At 53.8% G+C, this 20803-nt stretch carries 19 protein-coding genes, 1 tRNA gene and 2 rRNA genes; 16 read left to right on the forward strand and 6 right to left on the reverse strand.

Annotated features, from left to right (window positions below):
• Positions 1–12 precede the first annotated feature (12 nt).
• Together corC and lnt are read left to right on the forward strand one after the other, a co-directional pair.
• The gene (gene corC / locus L1D47_RS05500) at positions 13–888 is read left to right on the forward strand and encodes a CNNM family magnesium/cobalt transport protein CorC (protein ID WP_239882870.1); all 876 of its coding nucleotides are present in this window, start codon (positions 13–15) and stop codon (positions 886–888) included.
• 25 nt (positions 889–913) lie between these two features.
• Positions 914–2482: an apolipoprotein N-acyltransferase gene (gene lnt, locus L1D47_RS05505; protein ID WP_239882871.1), complete on the forward strand. Its 1569-nt coding sequence runs from the start codon at positions 914–916 to the stop codon at positions 2480–2482.
• A 755-nt stretch (positions 2483–3237) separates the two neighbouring features.
• Here the strand turns inward: lnt and L1D47_RS05510 are convergent.
• Positions 3238–3738, reverse strand: coding sequence for a zinc ribbon-containing protein (locus tag L1D47_RS05510; protein WP_239882872.1), 501 nt, complete (start codon positions 3736–3738; stop codon positions 3238–3240).
• 121 nt (positions 3739–3859) lie between these two features.
• On the opposite strand from L1D47_RS05510, the gene leuS reads away from it, so the two are divergent.
• The 14 genes from leuS (at position 3860) to lipA (ending at position 17915) form a co-directional block, all read left to right on the forward strand.
• Positions 3860–6451, forward strand: a complete 2592-nt coding sequence (gene leuS / locus L1D47_RS05515; RefSeq protein ID WP_239882873.1) for a leucine--tRNA ligase — start codon at positions 3860–3862, stop codon at positions 6449–6451.
• Between the two features lie 68 nt (positions 6452–6519).
• Positions 6520–7014: an LPS assembly lipoprotein LptE gene (lptE, locus tag L1D47_RS05520; protein WP_041509031.1), complete on the forward strand. Its 495-nt coding sequence runs from the start codon at positions 6520–6522 to the stop codon at positions 7012–7014.
• Complete coding sequence (gene holA, locus L1D47_RS05525) at positions 7014–8045, forward strand: DNA polymerase III subunit delta (RefSeq protein ID WP_239882874.1); 1032 nt, start codon at positions 7014–7016, stop codon at positions 8043–8045. Before lptE ends, holA begins: the two co-directional genes overlap by 1 nt.
• 10 nt (positions 8046–8055) lie before the next feature.
• Positions 8056–8697 carry a nicotinate-nucleotide adenylyltransferase gene (nadD, locus tag L1D47_RS05530; protein ID WP_239882875.1) on the forward strand — a complete coding sequence of 214 codons (642 nt, stop codon included), beginning with the start codon at positions 8056–8058 and terminating at the stop codon, positions 8695–8697.
• A gap of 145 nt (positions 8698–8842) precedes the next feature.
• On the forward strand, positions 8843–9172 hold the full coding sequence (gene rsfS / locus L1D47_RS05535) for a ribosome silencing factor (protein WP_239882876.1): 330 nt from the start codon (positions 8843–8845) through the stop codon (positions 9170–9172).
• On the forward strand, positions 9172–9642 hold the full coding sequence (gene rlmH / locus L1D47_RS05540) for a 23S rRNA (pseudouridine(1915)-N(3))-methyltransferase RlmH (RefSeq protein ID WP_041509028.1): 471 nt from the start codon (positions 9172–9174) through the stop codon (positions 9640–9642). Before rsfS ends, rlmH begins: the two co-directional genes overlap by 1 nt.
• A 77-nt stretch (positions 9643–9719) precedes the next feature.
• On the forward strand, positions 9720–11603 hold the full coding sequence (gene mrdA / locus L1D47_RS05545; RefSeq protein WP_239882877.1) for a penicillin-binding protein 2: 1884 nt from the start codon (positions 9720–9722) through the stop codon (positions 11601–11603).
• Positions 11590–12696 (forward strand): rod shape-determining protein RodA, encoded by a 1107-nt coding sequence (gene rodA, locus L1D47_RS05550; RefSeq protein ID WP_041509026.1) that lies wholly within the window; start codon positions 11590–11592, stop codon positions 12694–12696. Before mrdA ends, rodA begins: the two co-directional genes overlap by 14 nt.
• Positions 12697–12758: 62 nt before the next feature.
• Complete coding sequence (gene mltB, locus L1D47_RS05555) at positions 12759–13715, forward strand: lytic murein transglycosylase B (protein ID WP_239882887.1); 957 nt, start codon at positions 12759–12761, stop codon at positions 13713–13715.
• Entirely contained in the window at positions 13696–14493 is a 798-nt protein-coding gene (locus L1D47_RS05560; RefSeq protein ID WP_239882878.1) for a septal ring lytic transglycosylase RlpA family protein, read from the forward strand. Before mltB ends, L1D47_RS05560 begins: the two co-directional genes overlap by 20 nt.
• A gap of 135 nt (positions 14494–14628) precedes the next feature.
• Complete coding sequence (locus L1D47_RS05565; RefSeq protein ID WP_239882879.1) at positions 14629–15801, forward strand: serine hydrolase; 1173 nt, start codon at positions 14629–14631, stop codon at positions 15799–15801.
• A gap of 134 nt (positions 15802–15935) precedes the next feature.
• Positions 15936–16202 carry a DUF493 family protein YbeD gene (gene ybeD, locus L1D47_RS05570; protein WP_041509022.1) on the forward strand — a complete coding sequence of 89 codons (267 nt, stop codon included), beginning with the start codon at positions 15936–15938 and terminating at the stop codon, positions 16200–16202.
• Between the two features lie 95 nt (positions 16203–16297).
• Positions 16298–16948, forward strand: a complete 651-nt coding sequence (lipB, locus tag L1D47_RS05575) for a lipoyl(octanoyl) transferase LipB (RefSeq protein ID WP_041509021.1) — start codon at positions 16298–16300, stop codon at positions 16946–16948.
• A 1-nt stretch (position 16949) separates the two neighbouring features.
• Positions 16950–17915 (forward strand): lipoyl synthase, encoded by a 966-nt coding sequence (gene lipA, locus L1D47_RS05580; RefSeq protein ID WP_239882880.1) that lies wholly within the window; start codon positions 16950–16952, stop codon positions 17913–17915.
• Between the two features lie 414 nt (positions 17916–18329).
• On the opposite strand, the gene rimI is transcribed toward lipA, so the two are convergent.
• The 5 genes from rimI to L1D47_RS05605 all read right to left on the reverse strand — a co-directional run.
• Entirely contained in the window at positions 18330–18779 is a 450-nt protein-coding gene (gene rimI, locus L1D47_RS05585; protein ID WP_239882881.1) for a ribosomal protein S18-alanine N-acetyltransferase, read from the reverse strand.
• A complete protein-coding gene (locus L1D47_RS05590) occupies positions 18757–19107 on the reverse strand; it encodes a hypothetical protein (RefSeq protein ID WP_239882882.1) in 351 nt (116 codons plus the stop codon). The genes rimI and L1D47_RS05590 overlap by 23 nt, the downstream gene beginning before the upstream one ends.
• A 161-nt stretch (positions 19108–19268) precedes the next feature.
• A tRNA-Trp gene (locus tag L1D47_RS05595) sits at positions 19269–19345 on the reverse strand.
• Between the two features lie 1069 nt (positions 19346–20414).
• Positions 20415–20530 (reverse strand): 5S ribosomal RNA (gene rrf / locus L1D47_RS05600).
• A gap of 169 nt (positions 20531–20699) precedes the next feature.
• A 23S ribosomal RNA gene (locus L1D47_RS05605) occupies positions 20700–20803 on the reverse strand; the annotation flags it as partial.

The raw sequence follows: 20803 nt of genomic DNA on the forward strand, positions 1-20803 counted from the left end.
CAGGAAATTACTATGAGTGACGATAACCCACCGAGTAGCAACGCCCATAAGAAGGGCTGGTTTGAAAAAGTAAGTCAGTTATTCCAGGGCGAACCACAGAGTCGCGACGAGTTAGTGGAGGTGATCCACGACGCTGAACAGAGAGAAGTGATCAGCGAAGACACGCGCGAAATGATTAAAGGTGTTTTAGAAGTCTCCGATCTGCGCGTGCGTGACATCATGATCCCACGGGCACAAATTGTGGCGCTAAAAATCGACAACACGGTAGAGGAGCTACTGTCGACCGTCATCGGCTCGGCCCATTCCCGCTTCCCCGTGGTCAACGAAGATAAAGATCATATCGAAGGCATACTGCTGGCCAAAGATCTGCTGCAGTACGGCTTTAAGAACAATGAAGAGCCCTTTTCTCTCGAGCAGGTGATCCGCCCTGCCGTGGTGGTACCAGAGAGCAAACGTGTCGACGTGCTACTGAAGGAATTCCGTTCTCAGCGCTACCACATGGCGATCGTCGTCGATGAATATGGCGGGGTATCTGGCCTGGTGACCATCGAGGATATCCTCGAAGAGATCGTCGGCGAGATCGAAGACGAGTTCGATCACGACTCCGCCGAAGAGACTGAGATCCGCAAGGTGGGTAAACAGATCTACATGGTCAAGGCACTGACCCCCATCGACGACTTTAACGAGACCTTTGGCACCCAATTTAGTGACGAAGAGTTCGATACCGTCGGCGGCCTGGTTTCCCATGCCTTCGGTCATCTGCCCGAGCGCAACGAGAAGATCACCATAGATGAAATTGAATTTAAGGTGATTAGCGCCGATACCCGCAGGCTGGTTCAACTTAGGGTTAAACTTCCCGATCCCCAGACCGAAGAAGAAAGCGCCTAAACCTTCGGTCCCTGATGAGGCTATAATGCTGCTACGACTTAGGGCAATTGCCCATCATGCTGTAATACGGCTGGTACTCGCCTATCTGGCGGGTGCCAGTACCGCACTGGCTTTCGCCCCCTATGGCCTCTGGCCCATCTACCCGCTTGCCATGGCGTTCGCCCTGGGTCACAGCCGCGCGCTGACCCCGAGACAGACCTTTCTCTACTGGCTAAGCTTCGGCTTTGGCTGTTTCTCGGTGGGGATCAGCTGGGTGCACGTCAGCATGGACACCTTCGGTGGCCTGCCGCTTATCGCCTCACTGGGACTCATGGCCATCCTGGCCCTCTACCTGGCGCTCTACCCGGCGCTGGCGGCCTACCTCAGTATCAGACTCGTGCCAAAGTCGCTAATGCTACGCTATCTCGCCGTCTTCCCCGCCGCCTGGGTACTCACCGAGTGGGCCAGAGGCTGGGTATTGACCGGATTTCCCTGGCTCTGGGCCGGCTACAGCCAGACCAATGGGCCTCTGGCACCTTTAGCCAGCAACATTGGCGCTCTAGGGCTCAGCCTTGTCCTGACTATAATCGCCGGCGCCTTGGCCTTTGCCGTCACACCTAGCGGCAAGGGAGTGAGGGCAATAGGGTTAAGAGCCTTGCCATTACTGCTTATTACTAGCCTTGCGGGCCTGGGGGCATTCGCCAGCGCACAACTGTCGCCCATTTCGCCAACAGGTAAGTCCGTCAGGGTGGCACTGGTACAGGGCAATATCGCCCAGAGCATGAAGTGGCAGCCCGAGGCGCTCTGGCCCACCATGCTCAAGTATATGGATCTCTCCAGGCCATCGCTGGCCGATACCGACCTGTTTATCTGGCCGGAGGCGGCGATCCCCGCGCCCGAGTATATGGTGGAAGAGTTTCTCGATAACGCCAACAAGGTCGCCAGCCTGAATAACAGCGCCATCATCACAGGCATCATCAGCAAGCAACAGAATCGCTTCTATAACTCGCTGATTGTCCTGGGTAACCACCAGCAGTTACAGCAAGAGAGCCCTGATTATCGCGGCGATGGCAGCAACGAGTTTCGTAAGCATCATCTGCTGCCCATAGGTGAGTTTGTGCCCCTGGAAGATCTCCTCAGGCCGCTGGCGCCCTTCTTTAACCTGCCCATGTCCTCCTTCGCCAGGGGCGATTTTAAGCAGCCCAATTTAGATGTCGTCGGTCATCAGGTGGCACCGGCCATCTGTTATGAAATTGCCTTCCCCGAACAGTTAAGGGCCAACGTCAATGGAGGCACAGAGCTGCTGCTCACCGTCTCCAACGACGCCTGGTTCGGCCGCTCAAACGGGCCGTTACAACACATGGAAATAGCCCAGATGCGTGCCATCGAGTTGGGTCGGCCGCTACTGAGGGCCACCAACAATGGGGTGACCGCCGTGGTTAACCCAAGCGGCAAGATAACCCATAGCCTGCCGCAGTTTGAGACTGGCGTACTCAAGGCCGAGGTTCCCCTGGTTACGGGCAGTACGGGGTTTGCCCGCTGGGGTCAGACACCGCTCTTGCTGCTGTGCACCATAGTCTTGATAGGCGCGGTGATCCGCCGCCTGCGCCTCTAATACCAAGCGTAATAAACAATTGATCATTCTAGCTTGTTAAAACGCTCGATAACTGTATTAGTATTTTTAATTGTAGAATAACTACTTATCTAAAAATCCTGCTTTGTTCTCAAGCGTTTTTCCTGCGTTATTTCTGATCACATGTTTACTGTGATTGGTATAACCTTTATCTCTAGGCGTTTAGGGAAGGTGCGAACAAGTCGTCGCACAGCTCTGGCTTTGATAGCAGCGACAGTTCAAGGCATTCAACTGAGGGCATGCCGAGGCCTGCTGAAGTTGAATAACGCCGAAATGGTGTTGCTATCAAAGCCCCGCAGGGCGAGGCTTACAGCGGTATTTGCTGCGTTACAGTTCTTGCGAAGGACTAGGGCCATTCGCTGCAAACTGTGCCTAGCATCTATCCACTTTAAGCACACGCAGAGCAAGCANGCACAGCTCTGGCTTTGATAGCAGCGACAGTTCAAGGCATTCAACTGAGGGCATGCCGAGGCCTGCTGAAGTTGAATAACGCCGAAATGGTGTTGCTATCAAAGCCCCGCAGGGCGAGGCTTACAGCGGTATTTGCTGCGTTACAGTTCTTGCGAAGGACTAGGGCCATTCGCTGCAAACTGTGCCTAGCATCTATCCACTTTAAGCACACGCAGAGCAAGCACGGGACTTATTCGCACCTTCCTTAGAGCACATACAAAAATCCCCGCATGATGCGGGGATTTTTTCGTTAACCCACCTGGTATCGGCAGAAAATGCTCAACGGCTTAAGGTGCAAGTGCCTCGCGGGTAAACTGATCGCCGTCGCACTCGGGGCAATCTGGGATCACGCCGGGGAATTCGATACGCATCTCGTGACCACAGTCGGTACAGACCATGACCCCCTGACCCACTATCTCACCACTCTGATAATAGCCGTGATGCTTGAAGTCCTGGGTCACCTCATGCCACTCAATCTGGCTTCTGTCGGTTATCTCACTCAGCCAGTGCCACAGGGTATTCTCGGCGGCGATGACTGTGGGACTATGGCTGAGATCCGTGGCGTTCTTTTCGGCCAGGTAGCTGCCGATATCACGCTTTAAAAAATCTTCCACCAGGGCAAGCTCCTCCTCCTTGGCCTGCTCCTTAAGCAACAAGAACTCCTTACTCGCCGTGACAGTCTTATATAATTCCTTTGCAGTCATTGAGTTATCTTCAGAGAAATCCGATTTCACCTGCTCGAATAGGGCCTGGTAAAGCGATAGCAACTCGGTACTTCTTTCACTCATGTTCAATACTCCTTCATGCGAACCTTTTTAATGACTCACTTCTAGTTTATTCTATGCAGATCTAACTCGCGCGCAAGATGCGCAAGATCAAATAAATAGGCGGCATGGCCGGGAATCATCAATGCAAGAGCAATATCTACCTTCAGAGATTGAAGCTAAGGTGCAGCAGCACTGGCAAGACACTAAAACATTTGAAGTAACCGAGGACGAAAGCAAAGAGAAGTTTTACTGCCTCTCTATGTTTCCATACCCTTCAGGCCGACTGCATATGGGCCATGTCCGCAACTACACCATAGGCGATGTCGTTGCGCGTTACCAGCGTCTGCAAGGAAAAAACGTATTACAACCCATAGGTTGGGACTCTTTTGGTCTGCCTGCTGAAAATGCCGCTATCAACAACAAGACGGCGCCGGCCCCTTGGACCTATGAAAATATCGACTACATGAGGAACCAGCTGAAGATGCTGGGTTTCGGCTACGACTGGAGCCGTGAGATCGCCACCTGCACCCCAGAATACTACCGTTGGGAACAGTGGTTCTTCACCAAGCTGTATGACAAAGGGCTGGTCTACAAGAAGACGGCCTCGGTCAACTGGTGTCCAAACGATGAAACCGTACTGGCCAACGAGCAGGTACAAGACGGTTGCTGCTGGCGCTGTGACACCCCTGTGGTGCAAAAAGAGATCCCCCAGTGGTTTATCAAGATCACCGAGTACGCCGAAGAGCTGCTAAACGACATCGACCAGCTGGACGAATGGCCGGAGCAGGTCAAGACCATGCAGCGCAACTGGATCGGTCGCAGCGAAGGTATCGAGATGACCTTCCAGGTCGAGGGTGGCGAGCAGAGCTTCGACATCTACACCACTCGCCCCGACACTGTGATGGGCGTGACCTATGTGGCGATCGCCGCGGGTCACCCTCTGGCGTTGCAGGCCGCCGAGAACAACCCTGTGCTGGCCGAGTTTATCGAGGAGTGCAAGAACGCCGATACCTCGGAAGCCGCCATGGCCGTCATGGAGAAGAAGGGTGTCGACACGGGCCTCAAGGCTATTCACCCGCTGACAGGTAAGCTAGTGCCAGTCTGGGCCGCTAACTTCGTGCTGATGAACTATGGTACGGGTGCCGTGATGTCGGTACCTGGTCACGACCAGCGCGACTACGAATTTGCCACCAAGTATGGTCTGCCTATCGAAGGCGTGATCAAGCCTGTAGACGGCGAGCTGGATATCAGCGAAGAAGCCTACACAGAGAAGGGCATTCTGTTTAACTCTGGCGACTCATTCCCAGAGCTGGATGGTCTAGACTTCCAGGCGGCGTTCGATGCCATCGACGCAAGACTCTCTGCCGAAGGCAAGGGTAAGCGTCAGGTCAACTATCGTCTGCGCGACTGGGGTGTATCCCGTCAGCGCTACTGGGGCGCACCTATCCCTATGGTGACCCTGGCCGACGGCACTGTGATGCCAACCCCAGAAGATCAACTGCCGGTTATCCTGCCGGAAGATGTGGTCATGGATGGTATCCAGAGCCCAATCAAGGCCGACAAAGAGTGGGCCAAAACCCAAGTTAACGGTCAGGAAGCCTTCAGGGAAACTGATACCTTCGACACCTTCATGGAGTCTTCTTGGTACTACGCCCGCTACTGTAGTCCTAAGGCTGACCAGATGCTGGACCCAGCCAAGGCCAACTACTGGCTGCCGGTCGACCAATATATCGGTGGCATCGAGCACGCCTGTATGCACCTGCTCTACTTCCGCTTCTTCCACAAGCTGCTGCGCGACATCGGCCTGGTCAACAGCGACGAGCCGGCCAAGCGCCTGCTGACTCAGGGCATGGTACTGGCCGATGCCTTCTACTACACAGATGAGAAGGGTGCCCGCGTCTGGGTATCGCCAAACGATGCCAAGGTCACCGAGACCGACGACAAGGGCCGTATCGTTAAGGCCATCGACAGCCAAGGTCATGAACTGGTTTACACCGGCATGAGCAAGATGTCTAAGTCGAAGAACAATGGTATCGACCCACAAGAGATGGTAGACAAGTACGGCGCCGATACCGTGCGTCTGTTCATGATGTTTGCCTCGCCACCAGAGCTTACTCTTGAGTGGCAAGAGTCGAGCGTAGAAGGGGCTCACCGCTTCATCAAGCGTCTGTGGAAACTGGCTCACGACCATGTATCACAAGGCCCAACGGTTGCACTGGATGTCGCCTCACTCAATGGCGCCCAGAAGGAACTGCGCCGCGAGCTGCACAAGACCATCGCCAAGGTAAGTGACGATATCGAGCGTCGTCAGATGTTCAACACCGCCATCGCCTCTGTGATGGAGCTGATGAACCGTCTGCAAAAGGCACCGATGGACAGCGAGCAAGACAGAGCCCTGATGCAGGAAGCGCTGTGCGCCGTGGTACGTCTACTCTACCCTATCATCCCACACACCAGCTTCGAGCTGTGGCAGGCACTGGGTCACGAAGAGACTATCGAAAACGTGCTCTGGCCAGAAGTCGATGAGTCGGCACTGGTAGAAGACAGCAAGCTGCTCATCGTTCAGGTAAACGGTAAGCTGCGCGCCAAGATAACTGTGGCCGCCGATGCCGACAAAGAGACGGTGGAAGCCGCCGGTATGGCAGAGGAAGGTGTTATCAAGCACACCGAAGGCAAGACGGTACGTAAGGTCATTTATGTACCAGGTAAGCTACTCAATATCGTAGCTAACTAATTGCCCGCTCTACTCGGCCACCTCTGGTGGCCGAGTCTTATCAAACATGGAAATAGATGGCTTAGCCTATGCTTATTAAACGCTTATGTTTTGCAATCTTAACCCTCTCGGTGCTGCTTAGCGCCGGTTGCGGTTTTAAACTTCAGCGCAGCTACTCGATCCCTGATTCTCTTAAGACGCTCACCCTGAGCAGTCAGGACGAATACAGCGAGCTGACCCGCCTGGTGCGCGAGCGCCTGCGACTCAACAGCATCACTGTAGTGGAAGATGACGCCAGCGTGCCAAGGGTGCGGATCCTCAACGATTCTCTCGACAGAAGTACCCTCTCCCTCTACCCCACCGGCAATGTGGCTGAATATGAGCTCAACTATCATGTCCGCTTCGCGGTGCAATATCCCGAGCGTGAAGCCAAGGCCTTCGATGTCGACATACATCGCGACTACCTGGACGATCCCCGTACCGCACTGGCAAAGAGCCGCGAGATGGAACTCTTGGTGAAAGAGATGCGTATCCAGGCCGCCGACCAGATCATCCAGATCTTGGCCTCTATCGAGACCAACTGATGCGCGTCTACCCGGACCAGCTCACCAAGCAGCTCTCGCCGCTAAAGCCCTGTTACCTCATCTTTGGCGACGATCCCTGGCTGTGCGAAACCAGCAAGCGAGCGATATTGGAGCAGGCACGACGAGAAGGCTTCGAGGAGCGCATTCAACTCACTCAGGAGACGGGCTTTAACTGGCGCGAACTGCAGGATGAATGGAACACCATGAGCCTGTTCGCCAGTCGCCGCATCATAGAGCTTCACCTGCCCCAGGCCAAGCCAGGCAGCGAAGGCAGCAGCCAGCTACAGAGCCTGATGCAACAGGATAATCCAGATATCCTGCTGATCATCACTGGGCCTAAGCTTGCCAGCGAACAGACCAAGTCGAAATGGTTTAAGCAGCTCGATGAAAGGGGGATTTACATCCCCTGTGCCACGCCCGAAGGACCACAGTTTCAGCGCTGGCTGCAGACCCGCATTCGCGAGGCGAAATTAAACCTCACCCAAGATGCCCAGCAACTCTTGCTGAGTCTGTACGAAGGCAACCTGCTGGCAGCCGACCAGGCGATACAGCTATTACAGCTCCTCAGTCCCGGCAGCCAGATCACCAGCGAGCAACTGCAAAGCTACTTCGAAGACCAGTCCCGCTTTAGCGTGTTCCAGCTGGCCGATTGCCTGCTGGCCAATCAGCAGGAAAAGGCGCAGCACATCCTGGCGCAGCTACAGGCCGAAGGCACGGCGCTCCCCATCTTGCTATGGGGGCAATTTAAGGAGCTGACGACCCTGTTGCAACTCAAGCAGGCCCAGGAGGCAGGCACGCCATTGCAGAGCCTGTGGAGTCAGTTCAGGATCTGGGACAAGCGCAAGGGGCTCTATCAGGGGGCACTGTCTCGCCTGAGCCTAAATCAGATTGAGACGGCCCTGGCCAGCGCCTCCAAGATCGAGCTTAAACTCAAACAGCAAGGGGCCGAAGATTGGACCGCCATGAGCCACCTCTGCCTGCTGTACGATCCCAAGGCCCACGCTCACCTTAGCCATATCGAACTGGGCTAGGCAGGTTTAGATGAAAATTGGCATACTGGGCGGCACCTTCGATCCCATTCATTATGGTCATATCAAGCCACTGCTCGAGGTGCAAGCCGCCCTTGGGCTCGATGAAGTCTGGCTGATGCCCAACCATATTCCCCCCCACAAGGCGGGCACCAACACCTCAACCATGCATCGCCTGGCCATGGCCCAACGGGTCTGTCGGCAATACCCGCAGCTCAAGCTGTGCGATATCGAGGCCAAGCGCGATCAGCCCTCCTATTCGGTAGAGACCCTCAAGCAACTGCGTCAGACCCATGGCCAGGATCAGCTGGTGTTTATCATGGGGATGGACTCCTTCGTCGGTCTGCCGACCTGGTATCGCTGGCAAGAGCTGTTTGATCTGTGCCATATCGCCGTCTGTCAACGCCCTGGCTGGACGCTTTGTGGCGACAGCGAGATGGCGGCGCTACTGAGTGCGCGCCGCGCAGGCAAGGCTGAGCTGAATAAGGCCGTCGACACGGGCCGTACCGCTGGCCTCATCTTCCCGATCACCATCACGCCGCAGCCCTACTCCTCTACCGAAATTCGTCGGCAGCTCGCCCAAAACCAGCTGGCACCAGACGCCATGCCGCAGGCAATCGCCGACTATATCGCCGCCCATCACCTCTATCGCTAACAGTGAAATAACAAGGCTTCAACCTTTAGCCAAACTCGCGCCTTTTCGGGCACAGACAGGCATGCTGCTCACCGCTATTAGCAATTACTTTAGGGGCATAACCTGTTATACTGCCTCGCTGTTAAAAATGAATGAGGAATTTAGCGTGCAAAGCGCCGAGCTTAAACAGTTTGTCATCGACAAAGTCGAAGATTTAAAAGCAAAAGATGTTGTCATACTCGAAGTCACCGACAAGTCAAATGTCACCGACTATATGGTCGTCTGTTCGGGTACTTCTAAGACCCACGTCAAGGCTATTGCCGAGAACGTGGTACTCGAGGCCAAACGTGCCAACCTACATATCCATGGCGTCGAAGGCCGTGACAGCAGCGAATGGGTGCTGGTTGACCTGGGCGACGTGATTGTTCACGTGATGCAAGACAAGACACGCGACTTCTATCAGCTTGAAAAGCTGTGGTCTGAAAAGCCAGCTTAATGAAGTTACAACTCGTTGCCGTGGGCACTCGTATGCCCGCCTGGGTCACCACAGGTTTCGAAGAATACCAGCGCCGTTTCCCCCGGGACATGGCCTTCGAATTAATCGAGATCCCTGCCGGAAAGCGCGGTAAGAATGCCGACATCGCCCGCATCTTGCACAAAGAGGGCGAACAGATGCTGGCGGCTATCCCTAAGGGGAACCATATCGTCAGCCTGGATCTACCCGGCAAGAACTGGACCACGCCTGAGCTTGCCACTCAGCTCAACCGCTGGCAACTCGACGGCCGCGATGTTAGCCTGCTTATCGGCGGCCCCGAGGGGCTGGCCCCCGCCTGTAAACAGGCGGCGAATCAGAGCTGGTGCCTATCGGCCTTGACCCTGCCCCACCCCTTGGTACGCGTCTTGGTCGCCGAGAGCCTTTACCGTGCCTGGAGCATCAACAACAACCACCCGTATCACAGAGAGTAGTGCGCCCCACGGCACTCGAGTCAATCGAGGGATAGACGATGATAGTGACAACCAACATACTACCGGAGAGAGTATAATTGGCGCCACGTAAACGGATGGCCATGCATGATCATGCCGCCGAAGCCTCGCTGTTCAAACGCCGCGCCATCTTTACTTTCGCTTGCGTGGTGGTCTTGCTGAGCATACTGCTGGGCAACCTCTATCATCTACAAGTCTTGTCTTACAAAGACTACGAGACCCGCTCCAACGATAACCGTATTCGTGTGGTGCCAGTGGCGCCGAGCCGCGGCCTGATCTACGACCGACACGGCCAGCTGCTGGCGGAAAACCAGCCCTTCTACTCGCTGGAGTTAATCCCGGAGAAGGTGAAAGACATCCCCGCGACCCTAGACGAACTTGCCAAGGTTGTCGCCCTAAGCAAGGACGACAGAGAAAATCTTCTCGCCTCTCTAAAATACCATCGCCGCTTCAAGCCGATAACGGTCAAAAACCGTTTGTCGGAAGAGGAAGTGGCCATATTTAGCGTCAACCAACACAGGTTTCCCGGCTTCTCCATCGACGCGGGCCTGAAACGTCACTACCCCTACAATGGGCTGCTGACCCATGTGCTGGGCTATGTGGGCCGTATCAACAACCGCGATCAGGCGGCGCTGCAGCGTAACGATCAGTGGCAAAACTACGCCGCCACCAAGGACATAGGTAAGCAGGGGATCGAAAAATTTTATGAATCCTTGTTACATGGCATGCCGGGACACCTTGAGGAAGAGGTCAACAACCGCGGCCGCACCATTCGCACCCTTAAATCTGTCGCGCCAGAGCCGGGCCAGGATATCTACCTGACATTGGATCTTCAGCTGCAGAAGAAGGCGATGGAACTCCTCGCCGGACGCCGCGGCTCCATCGTCGCCATCGATCCTCGCGATGGTGGCATTCTCGCCATGGTCTCCAGCCCCAGCTACGACCCCAACCAGTTCGTTCACGGCATCAGCTCTAAGGCCTACAGCGAGCTGCTCAACGCCCGTTCTCGCCCCTTGATTAACCGCGCGACCCAAGGCCAGTACGCCCCGGCATCGACGGTTAAACCCCATATGGCGCTACTGGGTCTGGAAGAGAAAACTGTTACGCCAAAGACCCGAGTATGGGATCCTGGCTTTTGGCAGATCCCCGGCGTCGAGCGTAAATACCGCGACTGGAAACGTTGGGGCCACGGCTGGGTCGATGTCAACGGCGCCCTGGTGCACTCCTGCGACACCTATTTCTATGACATGGCCTACAAGACAGGCATAGATAAGATCAGCAACTTCATGCAGCAGTTCGGCTTTGGCGAGCGTACCGGCGTCGATATCTTCGAGGAATCGGCCGGTAACATGCCATCCAAGGACTGGAAGCGCCTCAAATACAATCAGCCCTGGTATGTGGGCGATACCATCTCGGTCGGGATCGGCCAGGGTTACTGGACCACCACACCGCTGCAGCTGGCCAACGCCACCGCCATCATGGCCAACAAGGGCGAGCGTTTCGTGCCTCATTTGTTGAAGTCGATCAAGAATGACACCGTCAAGGTAGATACGCCGGTGGACAAGATGGCGCCAGTAGTGCTGAAGAATCCCCACAACTGGCAGATCATCAACGAGGCGATGCGAGATACCGCCCACAAGTCGCGCTTTGTCGACGCCGGCTATACCGCGGCGATGAAGACGGGTACGGCGCAGGTCTTCAGTGTGGCCGAGGATGAAAAGTATGACGCCGAGAATATCGACGAACACCTGAGGGATAACGCCTTAATCGTCGCCTACGCCCCCTATGAGGCGCCGCGCATCGTGCTGGCCGTGGTACTGGAAAACGCCGGCTGGGGTGGCGCCAACGCAGGCCCTGTGGCCCGCGCCCTACTCGATGAGTATATGCTACGCGACAACCTGCCCTTAGAAACCGCCGGGAGCCCTCACAATGAACGCCCATAGCCATAGACCCAACATCTGGCAGCGTATGCATATCGATCTGCCGCTGCTTCTTGGGCTGCTGGCACTCATGTGCTATGGCCTGTTCGTCATCTATTCTGCCGGCGGCGAAGACATGGCGCTGATGGAGCGTCAGCTGATCCGTATGGGGCTGTCGCTGGGGATCATGCTGTTTGTCGCCCAGATCAATCCCGAGGTGCTCAGGCGCTGGGCCTTCCCCATCTATATCGCCGGGGTGATATTGCTGCTCGGGGTGCATTTCTTTGGTGAGATCAACAAGGGCGCCCAACGCTGGCTTAACCTGGGCTTCATGGAGTTTCAACCTTCAGAGCTGATTAAGCTGGCCTTCCCTATCACCATGGCCTGGTATATCAGTAAGTTTCCCCTGCCGCCGAAGAAGCGTTACCTGGCGGGCGCCGGGGTGATTCTGCTGGTCCCCACACTGCTCATCGCCAAACAGCCGGATCTGGGCACCTCTATCTTGGTGGCCGCCTCGGGGATCTTCGTGCTGTTTCTCTCCGGCATGAGCTGGGCCATCGTCGGCAGTTTCATCGGTGGTGTGCTGGCCATGCTGCCCGTGCTCTGGTTCTTCCTGATGCATGACTACCAACGCACCCGGGTATTGACCCTGCTGGACCCTGAAAAGGATCCCCTGGGCGCCGGCTACCATATTATTCAATCCAAGATAGCCATCGGCTCCGGCGGCATCTGGGGCAAGGGCTGGCTCGATGGTACCCAGTCTCAGCTGGAATTCCTGCCCGAGCGCCACACCGACTTCATCTTCGCCGTTATCGGCGAGGAATTTGGCCTGATCGGCAGCCTTATCTTGCTCTGTCTCTATCTGTATGTGATCGGCCGCGGCCTGGTGATCGCCTCTCGGGCGCAAACCAGCTTTGCCCGTTTACTCGCTGGCAGTATTACTTTAACCTTCTTTGTATATGTCTTTGTGAATATTGGCATGGTATCGGGACTACTCCCCGTAGTTGGTGTACCTCTGCCTCTCATCAGTTACGGCGGCACCTCAATGCTGACCCTGATGACGGGCTTCGGTATCCTGATGAGCATACATACCCATAGACGATTCATTGACCGTTAAAGGAAGACGATTTGAAACCAGTTTCGCAGCTAATTTTCGCCCTGCTGCTGGGCGGTACCAGCATGCTGGCCCACGCCGACGACGCAGTGATCCCCCAAGAGGGTGACATCAGTGAGTTGAAAACAGACTTCACCGAGCGTCAGCTAAGCGCCGGCTTCAGCCAGGCAGAGATAGACAGCTTTCTGGCCAGCGCCCATTACAACCAGAAGGTGATCGACGCAATCACCACGCCTTGGGAGGCCAAGCCCTGGTATCAGTATCATCCCATCTTCCTGACCGATAAGCGTCTGGAAAAGGGGCTGGCTTTCTGGAAGAAACACGATGAGACCATCGCCAAGGCGGCAAAAACCTATCAGGTCGACCCAGAGATCATCGTCGCCATTATCGGTATCGAGACCTTCTACGGTGGCTATATGGGCACCTATCCGGTGATCGATGCCCTCTACACCTTAGGCTTTCACTACACGCCGCGGGCCGACTTCTTTCGCAAGGAGCTGGCACAGTTACAGACTCTCGCCAAAGAGGAAGAGTTGGATCTAGGTTCGCTCAAGGGCTCCTACGCCGGCGCCATGGGTTATGGTCAATTCATCCCCTCTAGCTATCGTCATTTCGCGGTAGATTTTAGCGGCGACGGCCGCCGGGATCTGGTAGGCAATCCTGTCGATGCCATCGGCAGCGTCGCTAACTATTTCCATCAGCACGGCTGGCAGAAAGGCGCCCTAGTCACACTACCTTTAACCACTCATCATCTGCCCGCGCATCTCAAGACCTGGTCCGGAGAGAAGCTCTCCTACAAGGTCGCCGACATCCTCTCGCCAACGATATCCCTGGCGCGAAATGTCGACCTGGATGTGCAGCAACCGGCGCTATTGGTCGAGCTTGAGCAGCCAGAAAGTAAAGATTACTGGCTGGGACTGAACAACTTTTACGTGATCACCCGCTATAACCGTAGTCCGCTGTACGCCATGGCGGTTTATCAATTTAGCCAACAACTTAAAGATGCTTATGCGAAGCAGTAACGCCCTGTCACTGCTCACTTTCATCCTGCTATTGGCTATAGTGGGCTGCTCGTCTCAGAGCGGTCGCTATAAGATTGCCGACGATCTGGCGCCCACAGACGCGCCCGATGTTTCCAAGGTAGAAGACGCTCATCCAAAGTTTGAACCCTACAGCCGCGGCGGTAATAGCAAGGAATATACCGTGCTGGGCAAGAACTATCGGGTGCTCGACACAGGCAAGGGCTATCAGAAGACTGGCATCGCCTCCTGGTACGGCGCTAAGTTTCACGGTCATCTCACCTCCAATGGGGAAACCTATGACATGTATTCCATGTCGGCGGCCCATAAGACGCTGCCACTGCCCAGCTATGTGAAGGTCACCAACCTGGCCAACGACAAGACGGTCGTGGTGAGAGTCAATGATCGCGGCCCCTTTCACGATAACCGCATCATAGATCTCTCCTACGCCGCGGCGCACCGCTTGGATATGCTCAAGACAGGCACGGCCAAGGTGAAACTCGAGGTTATCTACATAGAGAACCCAGAGTCGGCGGCCCTGGCAGCGCTACAGGAAACCAAGCTTCATTATGTGCAGGTGGTCGCCTCCTCCGATAAGGGACGCATCGATCATCTGGCACAAACTCTGGCCAATCAGTACCAGGTGAAGACCCGTATCCAGCAGAGCGGCAACCTCTATCGTCTGCAGCTCGGTCCCATAGGTCGCCAGCAGATCGCCGCCCAACTCAATCAGACCCTGCAGCAAAACGGCTACCCGCAGAGCTATCTGGTGACCGAATAACTTAAGCACCAGAAATCGGTGTGCTTTTCCTTAAGATTAAGGAACCTTCACTGATTTCGATGGTCGACTAATGTTATACTCGCCCGACATAGCGCCCAAATTTTTGCATTCAACCAAAAGACGTGCCTTGATAATATGAAATTACTGAATCACAGCTTTAAAACACTTCTCCTTGCTTCCTCTCTCTCCTTGACGGCAGCCAACGCGGCACCCGTTGTTACGCCTGATGCACCTAAGGTTGCAGCCAAAGCCTTTATCCTGATGGATTACAACTCGGGTCAGATCATCGCCGAAGAGAACGCCTATGAGAGCCTGAACCCAGCCAGTCTTACCAAGATGATGACCAGCTATGTGATAGGCCATGAGATCAAGGTGGGCAACATCTCGCCACAAGACAAGGTAACCATCAGTAAGAATGCCTGGTCGAAGAATTTCCCCGACTCTTCGAAAATGTTTATCGAGGTGGGTAAGCAGGTGTCGGTCGAAGATCTTAACCGCGGCATCATCATTCAGTCGGGTAACGATGCCTGTGTCGCCATGGCCGAGCACATTGCCGGCACCGAAGATGGCTTCGTGGATCTGATGAACTCCTGGGCTAAACAGCTGGGCATGCGCGACAGTTACTTTGAAAACTCTCACGGCCTGGATTCTGAAAACCACAAGACCACCGCCTACGACATGGCACTGCTGGGCGCCGCGCTGATCCGCGATGTGCCGGAGGAGTACCGCGTCTACTCAGAAAAGTCTTTCACCTATAACGGCATCAAGCAATACAACCGCAACGGTCTCTTGTGGGACAAGAGCCTAAACGTCGACGGCATCAAGACCGGCCACACCTCGGGCGCCGGTTACAATCTGGTGACTTCTGCGACGAAAGATGGCATGCGCCTGGTATCCGTTGTCATGGGCACCGCCAGCGAATCGGCCCGTAAGGCTGAAAGCAAGAAGCTACTTAACTATGGATTCCGCTTCTTCGAATCCATCACGCCCTACAAGGCGGGCGATAGCTTCGTTACCCAGAAAATCTGGTACGGTGACAGAGAGTCTGTCGATCTGGGCGTAACGACAGATACCCCGATAACCATCAGCCGTGGCCAGGTCAAGAACCTTGAAGCCAACTACGAGCTGAACAAAGAGCTGACCGCCCCTATCGCCAAAGGCGAAACCGTGGGACGCATCTACTTCCAGCTAAACGGCAAAGACATTGCCCAGTTCCCATTGGTCACCCTACAAGAAGTGAACGAAGGTAGCTGGTTCAGCAAGCTAATGGACTACTTTAAGCAGATGTTTGCCAGCTGGTTTAGCTAATTCGACCGGCCTTTATGCATCGCATAGTAAAAAGTCACCTAAGGGTGACTTTTTTGTTTTTAGCCTCTCAGGCTTGAATTAGGTATAATAACCCCCATTTTAAAGCCATTAAGTTAGGCAAGAGATAGACAGCTATGTTAGACACCAAGTTTCATGAACTCCTAGACTTCCCCGCGGCCTTCCCTTTTAAAGTCGTGGGTGATGCCAGAGACACACTCGCCGATGACGTCGTTTCCGTCGTACAGCGTCATGTACCAGGCGACTATATGCCAACCTCTAAAGCCTCGAGCAAAGGCAGCTACCACTCAATTACCATCAAGGTGACGGTAAACAGTAAAGAACAAATTGAGTTGCTTTACATAGAGTTAGCGGCCATCGAAGGGGTTAAGCGCGTCCTGTAATACGCGTCCGCAAACTAGGAAATGTGATCTACCTTACATTTCCTGATTTCGCGCGTATAATAGGCGCACTTAAACGCAGAGGGGAGAGGTTGCCCTTGAAAGATACGGTTTTACATGTTCGTCATCTTGGACGCCAGGATTACGAGTCGGTATGGCACGCCATGCAGGAATATACCGATAATCGCGATGAAAATAGCCAAGATGAGCTATGGATCGTCGAGCACCCTCCAGTTTTCACTCAGGGCCAGGCAGGCAAGAGTGAACATATTCTCAACCCCGGCGATATCCCCGTCATTCAGGTCGACCGCGGTGGCCAAGTCACCTATCACGGCCCAGGCCAGCTAGTCGCCTATCCGCTGCTGGACATCAAACGCCTCAAAATAGGCGTTCGCCAACTGGTCACCGATATCGAGCAGAGTATCGTCAAGATGCTCGCCCTCTACGATATCGAGGCCTATCCCAAGGCCGATGCCCCAGGAGTCTATGTCGACGAACGAAAGATAGCCTCGCTGGGTCTGAGGATCCGCAAGGGCTGCTCCTTCCACGGCCTGGCCCTAAACGTCGATATGGATATGTCCCCCTTTCAACGCATCAACCCCTGCGGTTATGCCGGATTAGAGATGGCGCAATGTAAGCCACTCAAGGGACCGCAAAGCGTCGAAGAAGCCGGCGAGAAACTGATCCAAACCTTTAGCCAAGAATTGGGCTATCAACATCTAGAACATCATCAAGGGTTAACAGACTAATATGAGTAGGCCTGAAAGATTACAACCCGGAGTCAAGTTACGCGATGCCGACAAGGTCTCCCGTATTCCGGTCAAGGTCGTGCCTTCCGAGCGCGAAACCATGCTACGCAAACCCGATTGGTTGAGAGTCAAGCTCCCGGCGTCGAACCAGCGTATCGTCGACATCAAGCAGGCGCTGCGTAAAAACGGTCTGCACTCGGTATGTGAAGAGGCTTCATGCCCTAACCTTGCCGAGTGTTTTAACCATGGTACCGCCACCTTCATGATCTTAGGTGCCATCTGTACCCGTCGCTGTCCCTTCTGCGATGTGGCCCATGGCCGTCCCCTTAAGCCTGACGCCGAAGAGCCGGTAAAACTGGCCCAGACGATCAAAGACATGAAGCTGAAATATGTGGTGATCACCTCTGTGGATCGTGACGATCTACGTGATGGTGGCGCTCAACACTTTGCCGACTGTATCCGTGAGATCCGTAAGCTCAATCCTGAGATCAAGATTGAGATCTTAGTGCCCGATTTCAGAGGCCGTATCGACGCCGCCCTGGAGATCCTGGCCACCGAGCCGCCCGATGTCTTCAACCATAACCTGGAGACCGCACCTAAGCACTATCGTAAGGCGCGTCCAGGGGCAAACTACCAGTGGTCACTGGATCTATTGAAGAAATTCAAAGAGCAACACCCAAACATTCCGACTAAGTCGGGTTTGATGATGGGCCTAGGTGAGACCAACGAAGAGATCGCCGAAGTACTGCGCGACCTGCGCGCCCACAACGTAGAGATGCTGACACTTGGCCAATATCTACAGCCGTCTAAGTTCCACCTGCCGGTAGAGCGTTACGTGCCGCCTGCAGAGTTTGACGAGCTTAAAGATTATGCCGAAGAGATAGGCTTTACCCATGCAGCCTGTGGCCCTATGGTGCGTTCAAGCTACCATGCGGATCTGCAAGCTCAAGGTAAAGAGGTCAAATAGGCTAGGGCCTGTTGATCTTTGCCGTTTGTTTTTGCAGCAGTTTGAAGGTGATTTATGCAAGGCAGAGCCAGTTTGTGTAGTCTTCTACACAAACTGGCGATAACACCGTAGAAATCGCCTACAAACGCTGCCCAACGGGTTCATCTAAACACGCGCTGCACTTTATGAAAGGCTTCCTGCCTTTCACCGCAGGCGGTCAGCTACGCTGTTAGAAATCGTTCCAGACGATTTCTTTGTTGTTCGCCATTCACATAGAGTAACTATGCTTCATGGATCTCGCCTCGTGCAAAACGCGTTTAGATTGAACAAAAATTAAACTTGAAAGATCAACAGGCCCAAGGACATTAAGTGTTAACTTTAAACGCTCAGAAAAAAATAGCGCCCCTTGGGCGCTATTTTTATATTCTCCATCCGCTAAAACAAACGCTCCATCAGGATAGCGTCCTCTTTCCCCTGCTCTAGCTGATAGTAATTGGCCCGCATCCCCGTCTGTTCAAAGCCCATTTGGCGATATAAGGCGATAGCCCTTTCATTAGAGGCCCTCACCTCTAACATCATACGTTCGGCGCCCTGAGTCGCTGCCAGCTCAATTAACGCTTCGGTAAGGCGCTTACCCTGCCCCTGGCCCTGCATAGCGGGCCTGACACAAATATCCATCAGGGTGGCATCTTCGAAGAGTTGATGCAAAATACCAAAACCTAACAGCTCCTCATCATCAAAGAGCCCGATAACATGGTAAAAACGTCCAAAACAGGTCTCGAGATTACTCAATGACATGGGGAAACGATGACAGGCTGATTCAAGCTCATGCAAGCCAGGCGCATCCTCTTTAGTGAGCTTCTTAAGCGCCAATGTCATAAACATCGCTCTCCCAAATATGTTGCCACAGCTCGCGCTTGGCCTGAGACTCCTGCTCAAGCACCGCGATAGGAGCAGAGCTAATGATACAATTCATCTTAGGCAGCCTGACGCGGCGCATATCCCAGAACACTTGTGTACTACTGCTCAACGAATCGCTGACGACAATCTGCTTGTCCTGCTGTGGAAACAGCGCCAACACCTGACGGATAAGCGGGTGTTCGGCCGATACGCTCGCCCCCTTATCCACCAGAATATGATACAAGGGAAGCTCGGCTCCCTTCTCTACCCAGCGGGTAATGCCCATAGCATCTAAATATGCACTCGGTTCCAAATCGCCTCCAGACAAATGCTAACCCATTAAGGATAACCTCTGCCCGCGCGAGTGTCACGATGGCCAGAGACTACACCATGCTCAGAGATATGAAGGTAAGAGAAATAATGAAATTCAGAAAAGCAAAAAGCCGTTCATTTCTGAACGGCTTCTCTAGAATGTGGCAGGGGTGGCAGGACTCGAACCCGCAACCATCGGTTTTGGAGACCGCTGTTCTACCAATTGGAACTACACCCCTGTTGACGTGGGGCATTATGCTAAAACCCCTCCCAAAGGTAAAGGACTTTTTAAGGCTAACTCGCTCAATTGCAGCTTTTTCATGCAAGATAGCGAATATTCAGTCATATCCCCGCATTTCTAACAAAAGTAAGGCCATCAACGCCGACGTTCAGCCAACAGCAATCTGCTCTAAACAACCACGATTATCGCAAGATTAGCCCCAGGACTACACAAGGTGGCTCGATGAATGATTGCCTTCAAAAGCTAATAACAACCTATTGATTGCAGCCCTGCTAGCGTAAGTCACTCAATACAGCAAAGCGCCATCTCAACATTTGCATCTCGAAATCCCTTCTCTTATCTAAGACTCTCTTACCTAAGACTCACTTACAAAGCCCATAATCCCTTGCTAAGCCACGTCTGACTGCTTGAAGAAACCTCTCCTGCACTCCAATAGGGCCATAATAGCTCGATAAGACCACTGATGAGCATAGCCCATCTAACAGGCGAAACTTTAAAGCTAGGCGCTTCAATGATAAGCGCTACCCTTAGACCGTAAAGGTATCGGTATAGAAAGAAGAAGTGAATGTCGAAGGAAAAGGAAGAGCTGGGATTATCGAGTAATAACAATCGCTGACCATCTGAATGATAGCCCCAGTACGAAGCAGCTAAACTACGAGTTCAGGATCTGCTCAGTGGGAGCACCAAGGATGGCGGAAATGCAGTTTATGAATGGAACAATAAACTGCCACACTGCATGAATAGCTTTGGCTGCATGTAGAGTCTTATTATGCGCCTGTCATGGCCAGCTTCGAGGAAAAATCAAATACTGCGACAACAGTCACCTCACATGGGGGCGAAAAGCATCCGCTTATCAAGCGATGATGGATGGTTGTAGCGCGAAGCAGCTAAGCTGCAAGCTGAGGGGCCCACACTGCGTAAGCAGCTTTGGACTGCAGGTGAAGTAGATGCTTTCGCGCGACCTACATGGATGTAGGAAGTGCCATAAATTGCCAGGAGCAATTTAGGCGAGCGCAGAAAGCAAAAAGCCCTAGCGTTTTAGACTAGGGCTTTTTGCTTTCTTGGGCGCCTGGAAATGACCTACTCTCACATGGGGAGACCGCACACTACCATCGGCGCGATTGCGTTTCACTTCTGAGTTCGGGATGGGATCAGGTGGGACCACAATGCTATGGTTTCCAGACAAAAYTGTAAATTYGRAAAGCTGTACTCTAKCTAAGAGTCAATCTGAGTTTTAGTACACGGATGTACTCTATGTCATAAATGCAGGAGCAATTTATGACCTCACTTCAATCAAGTACTTTTGTATTCTTTTGATTCAGTAACCATCGTACGAAACCCTTTTGGGTTGTATGGTTAAGCCTCACGAGTCATTAGTACAGGTTAGCTCAACGCCTCACAACGCTTACACACCCTGCCTATCAACGTCCTAGTCTCGGACGGCTCTTTAGAGACC

This window comes from Shewanella sp. Isolate7 (assembly GCF_022398425.1).
GTDB lineage: Bacteria > Pseudomonadota > Gammaproteobacteria > Enterobacterales > Shewanellaceae > Shewanella.